The sequence below is a fragment of the Mycobacterium sp. NGS33 genome (assembly GCF_059812885.1).
On sequence record NZ_JCALDN010000001.1, the window covers coordinates 106,958 to 125,644 of the forward strand.

Genomic DNA, 18,687 nt, shown 5'->3' on the forward strand with positions numbered 1-18,687 from the left:
CCGTATGGGGTCACGCGGCGAGCGGGCCCGCAGATCGGTTACCAGCAAACTCATTTCAGGCCGGCGGCGTCCATCCCACGCAGTTCCTTTTTCAGGTCGGCGATCTCGTCGCGGAACCGCGCCGCGAGCTCGAATTGCAGGTCGCGCGCCGCGGCCATCATCTGCGCGGTGAGGTCCTTGATCAGGTCGGCCAGTTCGGCGCGCGGCATGCTGGCCGTGTCGCGACCCTCGAACACACCGGCGCTGACGGCGCGGCCGGGCTCGCCCTGCGCGCGCCGGCCACGGGACGCGTTGCGGCCCGACCCGCCGATCTCCACGGTCTCGCTGTCGTCGGCCTCGCGGTAGACCTGGTCGAGGATGTCGGCGATCTTCTTGCGCAGCGGCTGCGGGTCGATGCCGTGCGCCTCGTTGTACGCGACCTGCTTGGCCCGGCGCCGTTCCGTCTCGTCGATGGCCTCTTTCATCGAGTCGGTGATGGTGTCGGCGTACATGTGGACCTCACCGGAGACGTTGCGGGCGGCGCGGCCGATGGTCTGAATCAGGCTGCGCGAGGACCGCAGGAAGCCCTCTTTGTCGGCGTCCAGGATCGCGACGAGCGACACCTCGGGCAGGTCCAGGCCTTCCCGCAGCAGGTTGATGCCGACCAGCACGTCGTACTCTCCCAGCCGCAGCTGGCGCAGCAGCTCCACCCGGCGCAACGTGTCGACCTCGGAGTGCAGGTAGCGCACCCGGATGCCCATCTCGAGCAGATAGTCGGTGAGGTCCTCGGCCATTTTCTTGGTCAGCGTCGTGACCAGCACCCGCTGGTCGGCCTCGGTGCGCTTGCGGATCTCGCCGATCAGGTCGTCGATCTGCCCCTTGGTCGGTTTGACCACCACCTTCGGGTCGACCAGGCCGGTGGGACGGATCACCTGTTCGACGAACTCGCCACCGGACTGGCTGAGCTCGTACGGGCCGGGGGTGGCCGACAGGTACACCGTCTGCCCGATCCGGTCGGCGAACTCCTCCCAGGTCAGCGGGCGGTTGTCGCACGCCGACGGGAGCCGGAAGCCGTATTCGACCAGGTTGCGTTTCCGCGACATGTCGCCCTCGTACATCCCGCCGATCTGCGGGACGGTGACGTGCGATTCGTCGATGACCAGCAGGAAGTCTTCCGGGAAGTAGTCGAGCAGGGTGGCCGGTGGGGAGCCCGGACCCCGGCCGTCGATGTGGCGCGAGTAGTTCTCGATGCCCGAGCAGAAGCCGACCTGCCGCATCATCTCGATGTCGTAGTTGGTGCGCATCCGCAACCGCTGCGCCTCAAGCAGCTTGCCCTGGCCCTCCAGCTCGGCCAGCCGCTCGGCCAGCTCCGCTTCGATCGTCGAGATCGCCATCGCCATCCGCTCCGGGCCGGCGACGTAGTGGGTGGCCGGGAAGATCCGCAGCGAGTCGACCTGGCGGATGACGTCACCCGTCAGCGGGTGCAGGTAGTACAGCGCCTCGATCTCGTCGCCGAAGAACTCGATGCGCACGGCCAGCTCTTCGTAGGACGGGATGATCTCCACGGTGTCGCCGCGCACCCGGAACGAGCCGCGGGTGAAGGACAGGTCGTTGCGGCTGTACTGGACGTCGACCAGCAGCCGCAGCAGCCCGTCGCGGGGCACGTCGCTGCCGACGCGCAACTCGACCGAGCGATCCAGATACGACTGCGGCGTGCCGAGGCCGTAGATGCAGGACACCGACGCCACCACGACCACGTCGCGGCGCGACAGCAGCGACGACGTCGCGGAGTGCCGGAGCCGCTCCACGTCGTCGTTGATCGAGCTGTCCTTTTCGATGTAGGTGTCGGTCTGCGCGATGTACGCCTCGGGCTGGTAGTAGTCGTAGTACGAGACGAAGTACTCAACGGCGTTGTGCGGCAACATCTCCCGCAGCTCGTTGGCCAGCTGCGCGGCCAGCGTCTTGTTGGGCGCCATCACCAGGGTGGGCCGCTGCAGCCGCTCGATGAGCCAGGCGGTGGTCGCCGACTTGCCGGTACCGGTGGCGCCGAGCAGCACGACGTCGCGCTCCCCCGCCCTGATCCGGCGTTCCAGCTCCTCGATGGCGGCCGGCTGGTCGCCGGCAGGGGCGTGCGGGCTGACGACCTTGAAGTCGCCGCCGACGCGCACCAACCCTTTGACGGCCTCTTCGGCCGGCCGGTATTCCGAATGCGCTACAACGGGATGCTCCGTGGCGAATGCCATGCCACCAGGGTAGAGGCGATCACCGACAAGTGTGCTGGAGGCGGTTTTACCAGGTGGGCGGGGTGTGAAACTGGCCTCGGGGTACCCGCAGGCCGACTATCCCGCCGGGCGCGTCCACGTCCGGGTGACCGGATCGCACTGCAGCAGATAGCCGTCGCTGGACGTGCTCATGGCGAACACCGAGGTGCCCGGCCGGTCGCAGGAGCTGCCGGCGGCGTGCACGCCCATCGTGATCGGCGCTTTGGCCCAGCTGCTGCCTTCGCAGACGATCTGCTCGTTGTTGGTCGGGTCGTAGGCGACCTTGCCGACGTCGCTGCAAAGGCCGCCGAGCACCGGCGGCGCCGGGGCGGACGCGGTGGTCGAGGCGTTGATGACCTGGGTGGGATCCCCCAACGCCACCGTCGCCGGCACATCGCCAGCCCGGGTGGCCACCACGGGCACCCGCACCACCGCCCCCTGGGCCCCGCACTCGTTGCTGAGCACGGTCTCGGTCCGGGTGCCGCGCAGGGTGCCGTCGGCCTGCGGCGCCAGCGACCACGCGATGGTTTCCTGCTGCGTGGCCCGCACCTGTCCATTGGGCTGAGTGCAGCCCACCCGCTGCTGCACGGGCGCACCCTGCCAGTAGCCGCCCACGAAGCGCAGGGTGTCCGCCTGTCCGCCATCGGTGGTGTCGGCCACCTGATGGGTGGCGTCGTCCAGCTGGGTGCCGGTGGCCGCACACCCCTTGGTGGTGCATACCGACCGGAAGGCCCACCAGCCGGTCGCGGCCCCGTCGTGCCGGATCGAGATGCCGTTGGTGGTGCGCTTCGTCTGGTCGTAGGCAAGCCGGTAGGTCCCGTTGAGCACCGGCCCGCCCGCGGTCGGTGCCGCGCTGGCGGCGGGCGCGGACGGTTTGGAGGCGAGGGCCGGGTTGCTCGGGGGCGGGTCGGGCTGGACGGAGTAGAGGATGGACCAGGTCGCCGCGACGGCGATCAGCACCGCGCACACCAGCGCGGTCGCCCAGCGCGCTTTCGACGAAACCCGTTGCCCCAGAATGGCAATCATGTGCACCGGTCCGCGCCTGCGATGCCCGGTCGCTACGACGGCGCCGGCGGCGGCGCCCCGCCCGGAGTCGCCGACGGCGCCGAAGGACTCGCTGACGGCGGTGGCGAACGCGCGGCACCGCTCGAACCTGTCCTCGGGTCGCTTGGCGAGGGCCCGGGCGAACACCCCGTCGAGCTCGGCCAGATCGGGGCGGAAATCGCTGAGCCGCGGCGGGTCCTCGTGCAGGTGCTGGCTGATCACCGCGATCGGGTTGGAATGCTGGAACGGCGGCGCGCCGGTGAGGAGGTGGAAAGCCGTTGCGGCCAAGGCGTATTGGTCGGCCCGACCGTCAATGGGCGAACCCGTCAGCTGCTCGGGCGCGGCATAGGCCACCGTTCCGACGGCGACGTTGGTTTCGGTGATCCCGCTGATATCGCCCAGGTGGCGCGCGACACCGAAGTCGGCCAACAGGATTCGACGCTCCCCCGCTTCGGGATGGGTGAGCAAGATGTTGGCCGGTTTGACGTCGCGGTGCAGCAGGCCACGGTCGTGGGCGTAGTCCAGCGCGCCCGCCACCGCGTGCACGATGGCGCACACCTCGTGGATCGGCATCCCCTCGGCGTAGTTCTCCTTGACCAGCCGGGAGGCGTCGGTGCCCTCGACATAATCCATCGAAATCCACAGGTGCCCGTTGAATTCACCCCGGTCGTGCACGCCCACGATGTGCGGGTGCCACAGTGTCGCGGCGAGATCGGCCTCGCGGTTGAACCTTTCGCGAAACTCGGGGTCGGCGGTCACCGCCTCGGCGAGCACCTTGATCACGTCGCGGCGGGGCAGCCGGGGGTGCAACGCCAGGTAAACCTCGGCCATGCCGCCGGCGCCGAGTTGCCGCAAGATCGTGTAACCGGCGAACGAGGCGCCGTTGCCCACGGCAAGGCGCTGCCCGCTCGACTCGTTGAGCCGTTGCGCGACGGCGGGTTCCGCGTGCGGGGCCGAATCGACCGGTGGTATCCGGCGGAACAGCTGCCCGATCGGCATGGCGGGCAACGAGTGAAAGCCCGCCCGCAACGCCTCCCGCGCTTGTCGCGGGCTCAGCCGTCGCCCGGCGCCGATGCGCCGAGTAGTTCCCTTGTGCTCGTTCATCAATGCCCCGCCCCCTCGTGTCCCGGCGCCGCCCCCGGTGTCCCGCACTGTGATGCGGATCGCAGCACCCCGGGCATGCGCATCGCGATTGGGCCCTCTACGCCGTCTGCGTCGCCGCCGGCACAACAGTGTGCACGACGCGCGCGGACGCAACCCTTCTTGCACCCCTTTCGTTCGAATAATGCCGCACGGCAGTAGGCGATTCGTCTCAGCAGGCTATGAGGAGGCTATGAGTGGCCGCATCGAGACAAAGGGAAGTCACAGGCGGCTCCAATAGAGGGCACTACCAACGCTGGTCGATACTTGAGTGGTGACTCGACCCGCCCCGCCCATCCTGACAATCCGGCACGACGGGTCCCAGCGATCCTTCGCGGCCGGCCACGAGGTGGTCGTCGGGCGCGACGCGCAGGCCGATGTGCGCATCGCCGATCCGCGGATCTCTCGCGCGCATCTGATCCTGCGGTTCGATCAAGGCCGTTGGCTGGCAATCGACAACGGCTCGCTGAACGGGACCTACCTCAACGGCTACCGGATGCCGGTGGTCGACATTCACGACGGGCAGAGCATTCACCTCGGAAACCCGCAGGGGCCCCGGCTGACCTTCGCGGTCGGTCCACAGCAGGGTCATGCCGGCCAGCCGCCACGGACCCGGCCGAGTCACGATTCCGGGCCGCCGACCCTGGCCTGGGGCGCGCTTGCCGAGCAAACGAATCCGACGCACCCGCCGCGACCCCCGCAGGGCCGGCCCGGCGGCCCGAACAGGGGCGCGGCCCGCGGCGGCCCGCAGGCCGCGCCGTCGCGCCCCATGCCACCGTGGCAACCGGCGAGGCCGCCGAACGCGCCCCCGCGACAGCCGGCGGTGCCGCCTCGCCAGGCGCCACCGCCCCGCATCCCGCCGCCACCGGCGCCGCGCGGCACGCCGCCCGAGGAGCGGACCGTCATCGACCCCGGCTCACCGGCAAGGCTGCAGGTCACCCCGCCCCCCGCGAGCGAAACCGACTCCCCACCACCGGTAGCCGCAACGCCCGCAGCGGAATTCACGGTGATCGACGCCAAGACGGCCGACGTGTCGAACCTGGCGACGCGTTTTGTGAAATTGCTCTCGCCGCGCGCGTCGTCCGCCGCGGGCACCGTCGGCGCCATGACGATCGGCCGGGCCGCCGAGAACGACATCGTCGTCTCCGACGTGTTGGCCTCCCGTCAGCACGCCATGCTGGTGCCCACTCAGCTGGGCACCGAGATCCGCGACAACAGCGTCAACGGGACGTTCGTCAACGGCACCCGGGTCGGGTCGGCCATCCTGTCCGAGGACGACATCGTCACCATCGGCAACGTCGACCTGGTGTTCCGCGACGGCACCCTGACCGAACGCGGCGGCGCCGCCACCCGCACCGGCGGCCTGGAGGTGCGCAACGTCGGCTACGTCGTCGACAACGGCAAGCAGTTGCTCGACGACATCTCGCTGACCGCGCGACCCGGCACGCTGACCGCCGTCATCGGCGGTTCGGGTGCGGGCAAGAGCACGCTGGCCCGGCTGATCGCCGGATACACCACCCCGACGTCGGGCTCAGTGACGTTCGAGGGACACAACATTCACGCCGAATACGCGTCCCTGCGCAGCAGGATCGGCATCGTCCCGCAGGACGACGTGGTGCACCGCCAGCTGACCATCAACCAGGCGCTCGGTTACGCCGCCGAGCTGCGGCTGCCGCCCGACACCAGCAAGGCCGACCGGGCGCGGGTGGTCGCCCAGGTGCTCGAGGAACTCGACCTGACCCGGCACGCCGACACCCGCGTCGAAAAGCTCTCCGGCGGGCAGCGCAAACGCGCCTCGGTGGCCCTGGAACTGCTGACAGGGCCCTCGCTGCTGATCCTCGACGAGCCGACCTCCGGGCTGGATCCCGCGCTGGATCTGCAGGTCATGACGATGCTGCGGCAGCTGGCCGACGCCGGCCGGGTCGTGCTGGTGGTGACGCACTCGCTGTCCTACCTGGACGTCTGCGACCAGGTGCTGCTGATGGCCCCCGGCGGGAAGACCGCCTACTGCGGCGCGCCGGACCAGATCGGTGGGGCGATGGGCACCACCAACTGGGCGAAGATCTTCACCCAGGTGGGCGCCGACCCGGAAGAAGCCAATCGCCGCTTCCTGGAACAGAACGAGGCCCAGAAGCGGCCGCAGCGGTACCTGCCGGACAAGACCGACGAGCCGAGCAGCCTCGGGGAACCGGTGCACACCAGCGTGCGGCGCCAGATTTCGACGATCGCCCGACGGCAGGTTCGCCTGGTGATCGCCGACCGCGCGTACTTCGTCTTCCTGGCGCTGCTGCCGTTCATTTTGGGCTCGCTGTCGTTGACCGTCCCGGGCAGCAACGGCTTTCACGTTCCCGCACCGAACGCGGGGACGCCCGATGAGGCCGCGCAGATACTGGCCCTGCTGATGCCGGCCGCGGCATTCATGGGCACCGCCTTGACAATTCGCGACCTGGTCGGCGAGCGCGCCATCTTCCAGCGTGAGCAGGCGGTGGGCCTGTCGACGACCGCCTACCTGCTCGCCAAGAGCGCGGTGTTCTGCGGGTTCGCGATACTGCAGTCGGCGATCGTGACGGCGATCGTGGTGATCGGCAAGAGCGCCCCGACGCGCGGCGCGGTGCTGTTCGGCCACTCGAGCGTCGGGGCCACCGTCGAACTGTTCGCCACCGTCGCGGCGACGTGCGTCGCCTCGGCCGTTCTGGGACTGGCGATTTCGTCGCTGGTGCGCTCCAGCGAGCAGATCATGCCGCTGTTCGTGGTGGCGGTGATGGCGCAGTTGGTGCTGTGCGGCGGGATGGTGCCGGTGACCGGGCGGCTCGGCCTGAACCAGCTGTCGTGGGCGATGCCGGCGCGGTGGGGCTACGCCGCGGCGTCGTCGACGGTGGATCTGCGTCACCTGGTGCCCGACACTCTGCTGTCCCAGGACCGGTTCTGGCAGCACACGCCGAAGATGTGGCTGCTCGACATGGGCATGCTCGCCGCCTTGTCGATCTTCTACGCCGGCTTCGTGCGATGGAAGATCCGGTTGCGCCGGTAACGAGCCCGCCGGCGGTAGGGTGACACCATTCACCCGCCCAAGCACGAGACGTTCGACCTGGTGGCCCGCACGAACACCGATCCCAAGGGCATCGTGCGGACCGTCGACGAGTACGCCGTGCACCCGTGGGGCCTCTACGTCGCCCGGCCCACTCCCGGTCGCGCGCAGTTCCATTACCTCGAGTCGTGGCTGCTGCCGTCGTTGGGGTTGCGCGCCACGGTGTTTCACTTCAACCCCGGCCACGAACGCGACCTCGATTTCTACCTCGATGTCGGCGAATACTCGCCCGGCCCCACCGCGTGGCATTCCGAGGACCACTACCTGGACATCGAGGTCCGCACCGGCATCGGGGCGGACCTCACCGACGTCGACGAGCTGCTGGACGCCGTCCGCCACGGCCTGCTGACCCCCGAGGTCGCCGCGCAGGCGGTGCGGCGCGCGGTGGCCGCCGTCGACGGGCTGGCCCACAACAGCTATGACCTGTCGCGGTGGCTGGCACACCACGGCATGGAGTTGACTTGGCGCGGGCGGCCCGCATCGCCGGACGGGTCATGACGGACTTCGCCGGTCTGCCTCCCGCGGTGCGCGCGGCGCTGCGCGACGAGCCCGTGCCGGACTGGCGGGCCCCCACCCTGGCCACGCTCACCGAGGATCGATTCTGCGATCCGCACTGGATCTTCGAGCGCAAGTTCGACGGCATGCGCTGCCTGGCGTTTCGCGACGGCGACCGGATACGGCTGTTGTCGCGAAACCGTCAGCCGCTCAACGGAACCTATCCTGAGCTGGTGGATGCGCTCGCCGCCCAGCGCACCACTCGCTTCGTCGTGGACGGCGAGGTGGTGGCGTTCGAGGGTCGCCGGACCAGCTTTGCCCGGTTGCAGGGCCGGCTGGGCATCACCGACCCCGAACTGGCCCGCGCCTCCCCGGTGCGTGTCTTCTACTACGTCTTCGACCTGCTGCATCTCGATGGCGAATCCACCGTCGACGTGCCCCTGTTGTGGCGTAAGAGGTTGCTGCGCAAGGCGATCGATTTCACCGACCCGCTGCGCTACGCGCCGCACCGCGTCGAGGACGGGATCGCCGTCTACCGGGCCGCGTGCGCGCGCGGTGACGAAGGGGTGATCGCCAAACTGGCCGACTCCACCTATGCAGGCGGTCGCTCGCGCACGTGGCTGAAGTTCAAATGCGTGCGCGACCAGGAATTCGTGGTCGGTGGCTACACCGGCCCGAAGGGCAGCCGAGTGGAGTTAGGCGCGCTGCTGCTGGGGTATTACCAGGGCGATGAGTTGCGCTACGCCGGCAAGGTCGGCACCGGTTTCGACGACGCCACACTGCACCGCTTGCACGAGCGGCTCTCGGCCCTCGCGCAAGACGCGTCGCCGTTTGTGCGGGGCGCGGTGCGCGAGACCGGTGCGCGGTGGGTTCGCCCCGAGCTGGTGGTCGAGATCGGCTTCAGCGAATGGACCCGCGACGGAAAGCTCCGCCATCCACGCTATCTCGGTGTGCGCACCGACAAGGCCCCCACCGAGGTGGTCAGGGAGACACGCTGATGCCCGGCCTTGAAGCAGGGCCGGGACAACCACCGCCGCAGCCGCATGCCTGAATTGCCTGACGTGGAAGGGTTTCGGCGGCAACTGGCCGCCGCACTGCCGGGACGGCGGATCCGGCACGTGCAGGTGCACGATCCCGGTGTGCTGCGAAACGCCACCGCGACGACGCTGGCCCGCCGCTTGACCGGGCGGCGCTTTGCCGATCCACGCCGGCACGGCAAGTGGCTGGTGCTGCCCACCGACGGCTCGACGCTGCTGATCCACAGCGGGATGACGGGCCGACCGTACTACGCCGCCGACGACGCCGCCCATGACCCCTACGAGCGACTGGCCCTCTCGCTGGACGAGGGCGAGCTGCGCTATGCCGACCTCCGCAAATTGCGCGGCGTGTGGCTGGCCGACGATCCGGACGATATCGCCCATGTCACCGGTCCTCAAGGCCCCGACGCGCTGGCGCTGGACCTGCGCGAGTTCCGCGACGTGGTGGGCCGGCGATCGGCGCGATCGCGGCGGCTGAAGCCCACGCTGATGGACCAGTCGGTGATCGCCGGGCTCGGCAATCTGCTGACCGACGAGATCTGTTGGCGGGCCAAACTTCGTCCCACCCTGCCGATTACGAAGCTGGTCGACGACGACGTGAGGGGCCTGCATCGCGCGATGACGCAGGTGCTGAAGACCGCGGTGCGGCATGGCCGGGTCCCGGGCCTGCCGCGCTGGCTGACCGGGGTGCGTGACGAACCGGACCCGCACTGCCCGCGCTGCGGCACCCGGCTCGCGCGTGCCCGGGTGGGTGGCCGCACGACGCTGTGGTGCCCGCACTGCCAGCCGTAGGGCAAACGATCTGGCCACCCGATCGGGCTGGTTGTAATGTCAGCGGCTATGAGCTGCAAAGCCCGCCGGCTGTTACCGATCGCCGCCGTGACCGCGATCGCCGTGGTGAATGCTGCGACGGCACGGGCGGATCTGCACAACATCACCTACCGGGCCAGGATCGACGGGGTCACGACCGGCAGCCAGGCCACCTTCGTGATCAACGGCGGTCAGACGAACACGGCCGGGCTGAGCTCGATGCCCGGCAACGCATTCGAGGCCGACACGGTGTTGCCCGACCCGCAACAGGCCGGCATGCGCATCGTGGTGCGCTTCCCGTACGCGGCGAACGTGCACTGTGAAATCGATGTGGACGACAACGTTTTCGTCCAGGCCGACCAGATGGTCAGGGCGGTGGCGGGAAGCGCCGACCCCAATAACGGGGCGCTGCAGTGCGGGGCGCCCCTGCCCGGCTAGGGCTTCCAGCCCGACGAGTCGGCCCACTCCCAGGCCCGCCGGTAGGCGTCGAGGAACCACGGCTCCTTGGCCTCGACATAGCGCAGGATGTCTCCGCCGCCAGTGCTGTCGGCTCTGCGTTTTACGGTCAGATACTCGGCGCGCACAGCGGGATTGGCTTTGAGCCAGTCCACGCACAGCAGGGCGAACTGCTGATTGGGCCAGCCGTCGACCCGGATGTGCACATTGGTGGGCCGACCGGGATCCGCCGAGGCGTGAATTCGCTTGGCCCACAGGGCTGGATCGTCCTGGCGGTCGTAGCGGCCCACGGTGCTACGGGCGTCGGTCTTGGCGACGTCTTCGACGATCCGCTCGATCCGCGGGTACCCGGCGGCCAGCAACGGTTCGACGAGTTCGTCGGCGACGGCGAGGGATTCGACGGTGATCTGGATGTCGATGACGTCCTTGGCCGGAAAGTCCGGTACGGCCGTCGAGCCGATGTGATCGACGCGCAGGGCGCGGTGACCGCAGCTGGTCTTCAACCGGTTCACGATTCGTTGCGCCTGGTCGGCCCAGCTCGGGTTGGGCGGCACCAGTCGGGCCGGCGCCTGGGCGATCCGGCGCGCGCTCAGGTTGTGCGCGAACGGCACGATGCGGTTGTCCCACACGTCCTCGGCGCGCCGCGCCAACTCCTCGGGGGTGCCCGAGTTGTCCAGCCAGATGTCGGCGACCGCGCGGCGCTGCTCGTCGCTGGCCTGCGCAGCGATCCTCGCCCGCGCGTCTTCCTCGGCCATGCCGCGCTGGTCGACCAGCCGCCGCAGCCGCACCTCGACGTCGGCGAACACGATGACGACGAGCGGGAACAGCGGGGCCATCCCGGATTCCACCAGCAGCGGGATGTCCTCGACCACCACGGAATCCTCGGGCACCGACGCGATGATCTCCGAACGGCGATTGCCCACCAGGGGGTGGACAATCCCGTTCAGCGTCTTGCGTGCCTCGTCGTCGCGAAACGCCTTGGCCGCCAACGCCGGCCGATCCAGCGATCCGTCCGCGAGCAGGATGTCGCTCCCGAACGCCTCGACCAGCGCGGCCAGGCCCTCGGTTCCGGGCTGGACCACCTCACGCGCGATGACGTCACCGTCGACGATGACGGCACCGCGCCGCGCGAACGTGGACGACAGCGCCGATTTACCGGCGCCGATGCCACCGGTCAACCCGATACGCAGCATCCGCGATTAGGCGTTGCCGGCGAGTTTCTCCCGCAGCGCGGCCAATTGGGCGTCGCTGGCCAGCGATCCGCCCGCCTTCTCCTCGCGCGCACCGTTGCCCGGCGACTGCTCGGCGTGCCCGGCGGCCTCGGCGGCGGCGAACTTCTCCATCTGCGCCGTGTGCATCTTGTGCCGGCGCTCGGCCTCGGCGTAGCGGGCCTCCCACTCGGCGCGCTGCTTGTCGAATCCCTCGAGCCATTCGTTGGTCTCGGAATCGAAGCCCTCGGGGAAGATGTAGTTGCCCTGCTCGTCGTAGCTGTCGGCCATGCCGTACTTCGCCGGGTCGAACTCCTCGGTGTAGTCCTCGTTGGCCTGCTTGAGCGACAACGAGATTCGGCGGCGCTCCAGGTCGATGTCGATGACCTTGACCATCGCGTCGTCGCCGACGGCGACCACCTGGTCGGGCACCTCGACGTGACGCTCGGCCAGCTCGGAGATGTGCACCAGGCCCTCGATGCCCTCCTCGACCCGCACGAACGCACCGAAGGGAACCAGCTTGGTGACCTTGCCGGGCACGATCTGGCCGATGGCGTGGGTGCGAGCGAAGTGGCGCCACGGGTCTTCCTGAGTCGCCTTGAGCGACAACGAAACCCGTTCGCGGTCCATGTCGACGTCCAGGACCTCGACGGTGACCTCGTCGCCCACCTGAACGACCTCGGACGGGTGGTCGATGTGCTTCCAACTCAACTCGGAGACGTGCACCAGACCGTCCACACCGCCGAGGTCGACGAACGCGCCGAAGTTGACGATGGAGGAGACGACACCCTTGCGGATGGCACCCTTTTGCAGCTGGTTGAGGAACTCGCTGCGCACCTCGGACTGGGTCTGCTCCAGCCACGCGCGGCGCGACAGCACCACGTTGTTGCGGTTCTTGTCCAGCTCGATGATCTTGGCTTCGATCTCCTTGCCGATGTACGGCTGCAGGTCGCGGACGCGGCGCATCTCGACCAGCGAGGCGGGCAGGAAGCCACGCAACCCGATGTCGAGGATCAGGCCACCCTTGACCACCTCGATGACGGTGCCCTTGACGGCCTCGTCCTTCTCCTTGAGCGCCTCGATGGTGCCCCAGGCGCGCTCGTACTGCGCGCGCTTCTTGGACAGGATCAGGCGACCCTCTTTGTCCTCCTTGGTGAGGACCAGGGCTTCGACCTCATCACCGACGGAAACGACCTCGTTGGGGTCGACATCGTGCTTGATGGAGAGTTCGCGGGCGGGGATGACCCCTTCGGTCTTGTAGCCGATATCGAGGAGCACCTCGTCCCGGTCCACTTTGACGATCGTGCCTTCGACGATGTCGCCATCGTTGAAGTACTTGATCGTTTTGTCTATTGCGGCGAGAAAGTCCTCGCTCGAGCCAATGTCGTTGACGGCTACTTGCGGCGAGGTGACGGCGGGACTCGGCATATTGTTGGGTTGCTCCGGACAGGTTGGGTCGTAGGGACAATTCTGGATTTACCTGTCGAGGCTACTCGACTGGGCTCATGCTGGCCAAACCCAGCACCGGCGCCGCTGGGCGAACGGTCGCGCCGAAGGTAACGCCTCGGCGAATTTTCGCCGCGATTCTTCGCCGTGACGTTACGCTCGGCGGCCAATTGATCAGCAAGTATGTGCTCGAAGCTTGGACGCGTGGTCAGTGCGCCGCGGCGTCCCAGGAGCGGCCGTAGCCCACCGACACCTCCAGCGGAACGTCGAGCGGGTAGGCGCCGCCCATCTTCTCGCGGGCCAGCGCTTCGAGCTGTTCCCGCTCGCCGGGCGCAACCTCGAACAGCAGCTCGTCGTGCACCTGCAGCAGTATCCGGGAGGACAGCCCGGCGGCTTTGATGGCCTTGTCGACCTCGAGCATCGCCACCTTGATGATGTCGGCCGCGCTGCCCTGGATGGGCGCGTTGAGCGCGGCCCGCTCGGCGGCCTCGCGCACCTGACGGTTACTGCTGTCGAGCTCGGGCAGGTAGCGACGGCGGCCGAAGACCGTCGACGTGTACCCGTCCTTGCGGGCCTGGTCGACGACGTCCATCAGGTAGTCGCGCACCCCGCCGAACCGGGCGAAGTACTGCTCCATCTGATCTTTGGCTTCTTCGGTCGAGATCTTGAGTTGGGCGGACAGCCCGTAGGCGCTCAGCCCGTAGGCCAGGCCGTACGACATCGCCTTGACCCGCCGGCGCAGCTCGGCGGTGACCTCCTCGATCGGGACGCCGAACGCCCGCGACGCGACGAAGGAGTGCAGATCCTCCCCCGTGTTGAACGCCTCGATCAGGCCCTCGTCCTTGGACAGGTGAGCCATGATCCGCATCTCGATCTGGCTGTAGTCGGCCGTCATCAGCTCGCTGTAGCCGTCGCCGACCACGAACGCGTCGCGTATTCGCCGGCCCGCCTCGGTGCGGATCGGGATGTTCTGCAGGTTCGGCTCGGTCGACGACAACCTGCCCGTCGCGGCGATGGTCTGGTTGAACGTGGTGTGGATGCGTCCGTCCGAGGCAACCGAATTCAGCAGTCCGTCGACGGTGACCTTGAGCCGGGTGGCATCGCGGTGGGCCAGCAGATGCTGCAGGAACGGATGGCCGGTCTTGTCGAAGAGCGATTGCAAGGCGTCCGCGTCGGTGGTGTATCCGGTCTTGGTGCGCTTGGTCTTCGGCATCTCCAGCTCGTCGAAGAGCACCGCCTGTAACTGTTTGGGCGAGCCCAGGTTGATCTGCTTGCCGATCACCGCGTACGCCGCCTCGGCCGCATCCCGGATCTGCTGGGCGAAATCGCTTTGCAGTTCGGTGAGCAGGTCCAAATCGACTGCGATGCCGGCGTTTTCCATGCCCGCCAGCACGGCCTGCACCGGCAGCTCCATGCCGCTCAGCAGCGAGGTGGAGTTGATGCGGGCCAGCTCCTCGTCGAGGGCGTCGGCGAGATCCAGCACCGCCACGGCCCGCAGGATCAGCGTCTGCACCGCCTGATCGTCGGTGCCCTCGTCATCGTCGAGCAGCGAAAGTTGTTGCTGTTCAGGGTTTTCCGCACGCAGTTCGCGGCGCAGGTAGCGCAGCGAGAGGTCGTCGAGGGAGAAGCTGCGCTGCCCGGGGCGCACCAGGTAGGCCGCCAGCGCGGTATCGGAGGTGACGCCGGCCAGCGTCCAGCCCCGTCCGGCCAGGTCGTGCATCGCCAGCTTGGCTTCGTGCAACGCCTTGGGTGGGCCCGGGTCGGCCAGCCACGACGCCAGTGCCGCTTCGTCTTCGGGATCCAGCGTGGAAGTGTCGATGTAGCGGCCCTCGCCGTCGGCGGACACGATGGCCAGCGCGGTGGCGTCGGCGTCGTAGGCCAAATGCGTCCCGACGACGGCCAGGCCGAACCGCTTGCCCGAGCTGTGCTCGGCCAGCCACACGGCCAGCTCGCCGGCCTCCAGCGCGCCGCCGCGCACGTCGAAGCCCTCGTCGACCTCGGGCTCCACCGCGGCCAGGGTTTCGAACAGCCGGTCCCGCAGCACCCGGAACTCCAGGTCGTCGAAGAGCCGGTGGATCTGGTCGCGGTCCCACGGTTGCAGCCGCAGCGTGTCCGGGGTCTGGGCCAGTGGCACGTCTTTGACGAGATCGGTCAGCTCGCGGTTGCGGATCACGCTGGCCAGGTGGGCGCGCAGCGCGTCACCCACCTTGCCGCGCACCGAGTCGACGTTGTCGACCAGCGCCTGCAGCGACCCGTATTCGCCGATCCACTTGGAGGCGGTCTTCTCCCCCACGCCGGGAATGCCGGGCAGGTTGTCACTGGGGTCGCCGCGCAGGGCGGCGAAGTCGGGATATTGCTGCGGCGTCAACCCGTACTTCTCGACGACGGCATCCGGGGTGAAGCGGGTCAGCTCGCTGACCCCCTTGCGCGGATACAGCACCGTCACGTTGTCGCTGACCAACTGCAACGAGTCGCGGTCGCCGGTGACCACCAGCACGCGGTAGCCCTCGCGCTCGGCCTGGGTGGCCAGCGTCGCGATGAGGTCGTCGGCCTCGAAACCCTCCTCGGCCAGCACGGTGATGCCCAACGCCGCGAGGACTTCCTTGGTGATGTCGATCTGGCCGCGGAACTCGTCGGGCGTCGCCGACCGGTTGGCCTTGTACTCCGGGTAGCGCTCGGAGCGGAACGTCTGGCGTGACACGTCGAACGCCGCGGCGATGTGGGTCGGGGCTTCGTCGCGCAGCAGGTTGATCAGCATGGCGGTGAAGCCGTAGACCGCGTTGGTGGTCAGCCCGCCGCGGGTTTTGAAGTTCTCGGCGGGCAGCGCATAAAACGCCCGAAACGCCAGCGAGTTGCCGTCCAGCAGCATGAGCGTCGGCGTGGTCTGTTCCTCGCTGGCCTTCGGGGTAGTTTTCGTGGCGGGCACGGGTCTCACTCTAGGCACCCGGTGTGACGCGGTAGGCGTCCCGACCGTGCCGCCGGCAGAACTGCAACACGTTTCAGTTTTGCGTTGGGGCTGGGTAGTCTGGCCGGGTGCCAGAGGTCACCAGTCAAGAACCCGCGATCGACGGATGGTTCGGCGCCGACTCGACTACTGACGGGGCCGGTAGCCCCTATCTGATCGGCAGCAAGTGCCCCGAGTGCGGCACCTATGTCTTCCCGCCGCGGGAGAACAACTGCCCCAACCCGGCCTGCGCCAGCGACACCCTGGAATCCGTCGCCCTGTCGACCCGGGGAACGCTGTGGAGCTACACCGAGAACCGGTACCCGCCGCCCGCGCCCTACCCGGCGGCTGACCCGTTCGAGCCGTTCGCCATCGCCGCGGTGGAGCTGGCCGACGAGGGCATCATCGTGCTCGGCAAGGTGGTCGAGGGCACGCTGGCGGCCGATCTGAAGGTCGGCATGCAAATGGAGCTGACCACCATGACCTTGTTCACCGACGCCGACGGCGTCGAACGCCTGGTGCACGCCTGGAGGATCGCGAAATGAGCACTCCCGAACCGCTCTACATCCTGGGCGCCGGCATGCATCCCTGGGGCAAATGGGGCCGCGACTTCACCGAATACGGCGTGGTCGCCGCGCGCGCCGCGCTGGCCGAGGCCGGGCTGGACTGGCAACAGATCCAGCTGGTGGCCGGCGCCGACACCATCCGCAACGGCTACCCGGGTTTCATCGCGGGGTCGACCTTCGCGCAGAAGCTGGGCTGGAACGGCGTGCCGGTCAGCTCCAGCTACGCGGCCTGCGCCAGCGGCTCGCAGGCGCTGCAGAGCGCGCGCGCCCACATCCTGGCGGGCTTCTGCGACGTCGCGCTGGTGATCGGGGCGGACACCACACCCAAGGGCGCGTTCGCCCCGGTCGGCGGTGAGCGCAAAAACGACCCCGACTGGCAGCGCTTCCACTTGATCGGCGCGATGAACCCCGTGTACTTCGCGCTGCTCGCGCGCCGCCGCATGGACCTCTACGGCGCGACGTCCGAGGACTTCGCCGCGGTGAAGGTGAAGAACTCCGCGCACGGCCTGCAGAACCCGAATGCCCGCTACCGCAAGGAATCGTCCATCGAGGATGTGCTGGCCAGCCCGGTGGTGTCCGACCCGCTGCGCCAGCTCGACATCTGCGCCACCTCCGACGGCGCCGCGGCGCTGATCGTGGCCAGCGCCGAGTTCGCCCGCAAGCACCTCGGCTCGCTCGAGGGCGTGCCGTCGGTGCGCGCGGTCAGCACGGTCACGCCGCGGTATCCGCAGCATCTTCCCGAATTGCCGGACATCGCAACGGATTCCACCGCCGCCGTGGCCGCACCGGAGCGGGTGTTCAAGGATCAGATCCTCGACGCGGCCTACGCCGAGGCGGGCATCGGACCCGAGGACGTGAGCCTGGCCGAGGTCTACGACCTGAGCACCGCGCTCGAACTCGACTGGTACGAGCACCTGGGGCTGTGCGCCAAGGGCGAGGCGGAGGAGCTGCTGCGCAGCGGCGCGACCACGATCGGCGGCAGGGTCCCGGTCAACCCCTCGGGCGGGCTGGCGTGCTTCGGCGAGGCGATTCCCGCGCAGGCGATCGCTCAGGTCTGCGAGCTGACCTGGCAGCTGCGGGGCCAGGCCACCGGCCGGCAGGTGGAGAACGCCACGGTCGGGGTGACCGCGAATCAGGGGCTGTTCGGCCACGGCTCGTCGGTGATCGTCGCGCGTTAAGGGCTACGGCCTCTGTTGTTGTGCAACCACGGCTTTCAGTGTGCAACCACGGCGGCTGCCGTCGGCGTGTCGCCGCCCTCAGCGCACACTCGATGCCGCGCGTTCACACTCGACGGTCGTCGCCCGGGCGCATGACCGAAGGTCAGGCGTCTTTGGGCGGGTCGAGGGTTTCCAGGACGACTTCGGCCACCCGCTTCATCGTGGTCCTGCGGTCCATCGCGGCCCGTTGAATCCACTTGAAGGCCTCGGGCTCGGTCATACCCTGTTCGCTCTGCAGCAGCCCCTTGGCGCGCTCGACGAGCTTGCGGGTCTCCAGCCGGTCGGACAACGAGGCCACCTCGCGTTCGAGCTCGGCGATCTCACTGAAGCGACTGACGGCCAGCTCGATGGCCGGGATGAGGTCACTGATGGTGAACGGCTTCACCAGATAGGCCATCGCGCCGGCGTCACGCGCCCGCTCCACCAGGTCACGCTGGCTGAAGGCGGTCAGGACGACGATCGGCGCGATCCGCTTGCTGGCGATCTCCGAGGCCGCGTCGATGCCGTCGCGGCGCGGCATCTTCACATCCATGATCACCAGATCGGGCTGGTGACGCTCGGCCAGCTCGACGGCTTCCTGCCCGTCGCCGGCCTCCCCGACAATCTCGTAACCCTCCTCCCGGAGCATCTCGGCGAGATCCATGCGGATGAGCGCTTCGTCTTCAGCGATCAGGACCCGGCGCGGCACAGCGGCGTCGGTGTCGGTCGTGGGGCCTGTCATAACGAATATTGTGTCGTGCACGCCGCAGACCAGCGACCTCGGGGGCGGTGAGGCGGGTGAGCACTCCTGATCCTCTATGGTGGGAGGCTGCCTCTAAGGTAAGAGGCCGCACGCCCTCGTATCCCAACTGGCAGAGGAAACGGATTCAAAACCCGTCCAGTGTGAGTTCGAATCTCACCGAGGGCACCGCAAGCGTTCGACACCGCGGCGTGGGACCGCCGAGGGGCACCTCTGTTCGGTACCCGGCCAGCAGGTCTCCAGCATTTAAGTTAACG

The 18,687-nt window shown here is 68.5% G+C and carries 13 protein-coding genes and 1 tRNA gene; 8 read left to right on the forward strand and 6 right to left on the reverse strand.

What is annotated here, in order from left to right; all coding sequences use genetic code 11:
- Nucleotides 1–50: 50 nt before the first annotated feature.
- The gene (uvrB, locus tag AC5Y5B_RS00435; RefSeq protein WP_112634454.1) at nucleotides 51–2,222 is read right to left on the reverse strand and encodes an excinuclease ABC subunit UvrB; all 2,172 of its coding nucleotides are present in this window, start codon (nucleotides 2,220–2,222) and stop codon (nucleotides 51–53) included.
- Between the two features lie 96 nt (nucleotides 2,223–2,318).
- Nucleotides 2,319–4,388: a serine/threonine-protein kinase gene (locus AC5Y5B_RS00440; RefSeq protein ID WP_112634455.1), complete on the reverse strand. Its 2,070-nt coding sequence runs from the start codon at nucleotides 4,386–4,388 to the stop codon at nucleotides 2,319–2,321.
- Between the two features lie 307 nt (nucleotides 4,389–4,695).
- Between AC5Y5B_RS00440 and AC5Y5B_RS00445 the strand changes: the two genes are divergently transcribed.
- The 5 genes from AC5Y5B_RS00445 to AC5Y5B_RS00465 all read left to right on the forward strand — a co-directional run bounded on the left by AC5Y5B_RS00445 (nucleotide 4,696) and on the right by AC5Y5B_RS00465 (nucleotide 10,292).
- Nucleotides 4,696–7,455, forward strand: coding sequence for an FHA domain-containing protein (locus tag AC5Y5B_RS00445; RefSeq protein WP_500002601.1), 2,760 nt, complete (start codon nucleotides 4,696–4,698; stop codon nucleotides 7,453–7,455).
- Between the two features lie 93 nt (nucleotides 7,456–7,548).
- Entirely contained in the window at nucleotides 7,549–8,010 is a 462-nt protein-coding gene (locus tag AC5Y5B_RS00450; protein WP_165821861.1) for a ribonuclease FAU-1 family protein, read from the forward strand.
- Entirely contained in the window at nucleotides 8,007–9,005 is a 999-nt protein-coding gene (gene ligD / locus AC5Y5B_RS00455; RefSeq protein ID WP_500002603.1) for a non-homologous end-joining DNA ligase, read from the forward strand. Before AC5Y5B_RS00450 ends, ligD begins: the two co-directional genes overlap by 4 nt.
- 45 nt (nucleotides 9,006–9,050) lie before the next feature.
- Nucleotides 9,051–9,836, forward strand: a complete 786-nt coding sequence (locus tag AC5Y5B_RS00460; protein ID WP_500002607.1) for an Fpg/Nei family DNA glycosylase — start codon at nucleotides 9,051–9,053, stop codon at nucleotides 9,834–9,836.
- A 48-nt stretch (nucleotides 9,837–9,884) separates the two neighbouring features.
- Complete coding sequence (locus tag AC5Y5B_RS00465; protein WP_112634589.1) at nucleotides 9,885–10,292, forward strand: hypothetical protein; 408 nt, start codon at nucleotides 9,885–9,887, stop codon at nucleotides 10,290–10,292.
- Here AC5Y5B_RS00465 and coaE read toward each other — a convergent pair.
- From coaE to polA, 3 genes are all read right to left on the reverse strand, one after another.
- Nucleotides 10,289–11,503: a dephospho-CoA kinase gene (gene coaE, locus AC5Y5B_RS00470; protein WP_500002612.1), complete on the reverse strand. Its 1,215-nt coding sequence runs from the start codon at nucleotides 11,501–11,503 to the stop codon at nucleotides 10,289–10,291. The genes AC5Y5B_RS00465 and coaE overlap by 4 nt on opposite strands.
- A gap of 6 nt (nucleotides 11,504–11,509) precedes the next feature.
- Nucleotides 11,510–12,946, reverse strand: coding sequence for a 30S ribosomal protein S1 (gene rpsA / locus AC5Y5B_RS00475; RefSeq protein ID WP_112634591.1), 1,437 nt, complete (start codon nucleotides 12,944–12,946; stop codon nucleotides 11,510–11,512).
- Nucleotides 12,947–13,172: 226 nt separating this feature from the next.
- Entirely contained in the window at nucleotides 13,173–15,833 is a 2,661-nt protein-coding gene (gene polA, locus AC5Y5B_RS00480; protein WP_165821862.1) for a DNA polymerase I, read from the reverse strand.
- 164 nt (nucleotides 15,834–15,997) lie between these two features.
- Between polA and AC5Y5B_RS00485 the strand changes: the two genes are divergently transcribed.
- Entirely contained in the window at nucleotides 15,998–16,453 is a 456-nt protein-coding gene (locus AC5Y5B_RS00485; protein ID WP_500002613.1) for a Zn-ribbon domain-containing OB-fold protein, read from the forward strand.
- Entirely contained in the window at nucleotides 16,450–17,652 is a 1,203-nt protein-coding gene (locus AC5Y5B_RS00490) for a lipid-transfer protein (protein ID WP_500002617.1), read from the forward strand. The genes AC5Y5B_RS00485 and AC5Y5B_RS00490 overlap by 4 nt, the downstream gene beginning before the upstream one ends.
- A gap of 142 nt (nucleotides 17,653–17,794) precedes the next feature.
- On the opposite strand, the gene AC5Y5B_RS00495 is transcribed toward AC5Y5B_RS00490, so the two are convergent.
- The gene (locus tag AC5Y5B_RS00495; RefSeq protein WP_112634595.1) at nucleotides 17,795–18,412 is read right to left on the reverse strand and encodes an ANTAR domain-containing response regulator; all 618 of its coding nucleotides are present in this window, start codon (nucleotides 18,410–18,412) and stop codon (nucleotides 17,795–17,797) included.
- Nucleotides 18,413–18,524: 112 nt separating this feature from the next.
- On the opposite strand from AC5Y5B_RS00495, the gene AC5Y5B_RS00500 reads away from it, so the two are divergent.
- A tRNA-Leu gene (locus tag AC5Y5B_RS00500) sits at nucleotides 18,525–18,598 on the forward strand.
- The last annotated feature ends 89 nt before the right edge of the window (nucleotides 18,599–18,687 follow it).

What these genes read in the sequence shown, in the direction of transcription:
- uvrB (WP_112634454.1), bottom strand. Translation starts at nt 2,222, where the DNA reads ATGGCATTCGCCACGGAGCATCCCGTTGTAGCGCATTCGGAATACCGG.
- AC5Y5B_RS00440 (WP_112634455.1), bottom strand. Translation starts at nt 4,388, where the DNA reads ATGAACGAGCACAAGGGAACTACTCGGCGCATCGGCGCCGGGCGACGG.
- ligD (WP_500002603.1), top strand. Translation starts at nt 8,007, where the DNA reads ATGACGGACTTCGCCGGTCTGCCTCCCGCGGTGCGCGCGGCGCTGCGC.
- AC5Y5B_RS00460 (WP_500002607.1), top strand. Translation starts at nt 9,051, where the DNA reads ATGCCTGAATTGCCTGACGTGGAAGGGTTTCGGCGGCAACTGGCCGCC.
- AC5Y5B_RS00465 (WP_112634589.1), top strand. Translation starts at nt 9,885, where the DNA reads ATGAGCTGCAAAGCCCGCCGGCTGTTACCGATCGCCGCCGTGACCGCG.
- coaE (WP_500002612.1), bottom strand. Translation starts at nt 11,503, where the DNA reads ATGCTGCGTATCGGGTTGACCGGTGGCATCGGCGCCGGTAAATCGGCG.
- rpsA (WP_112634591.1), bottom strand. Translation starts at nt 12,946, where the DNA reads ATGCCGAGTCCCGCCGTCACCTCGCCGCAAGTAGCCGTCAACGACATT.
- polA (WP_165821862.1), bottom strand. Translation starts at nt 15,833, where the DNA reads ATGCTGCTGGACGGCAACTCGCTGGCGTTTCGGGCGTTTTATGCGCTG.
- AC5Y5B_RS00490 (WP_500002617.1), top strand. Translation starts at nt 16,450, where the DNA reads ATGAGCACTCCCGAACCGCTCTACATCCTGGGCGCCGGCATGCATCCC.
- AC5Y5B_RS00495 (WP_112634595.1), bottom strand. Translation starts at nt 18,412, where the DNA reads ATGACAGGCCCCACGACCGACACCGACGCCGCTGTGCCGCGCCGGGTC.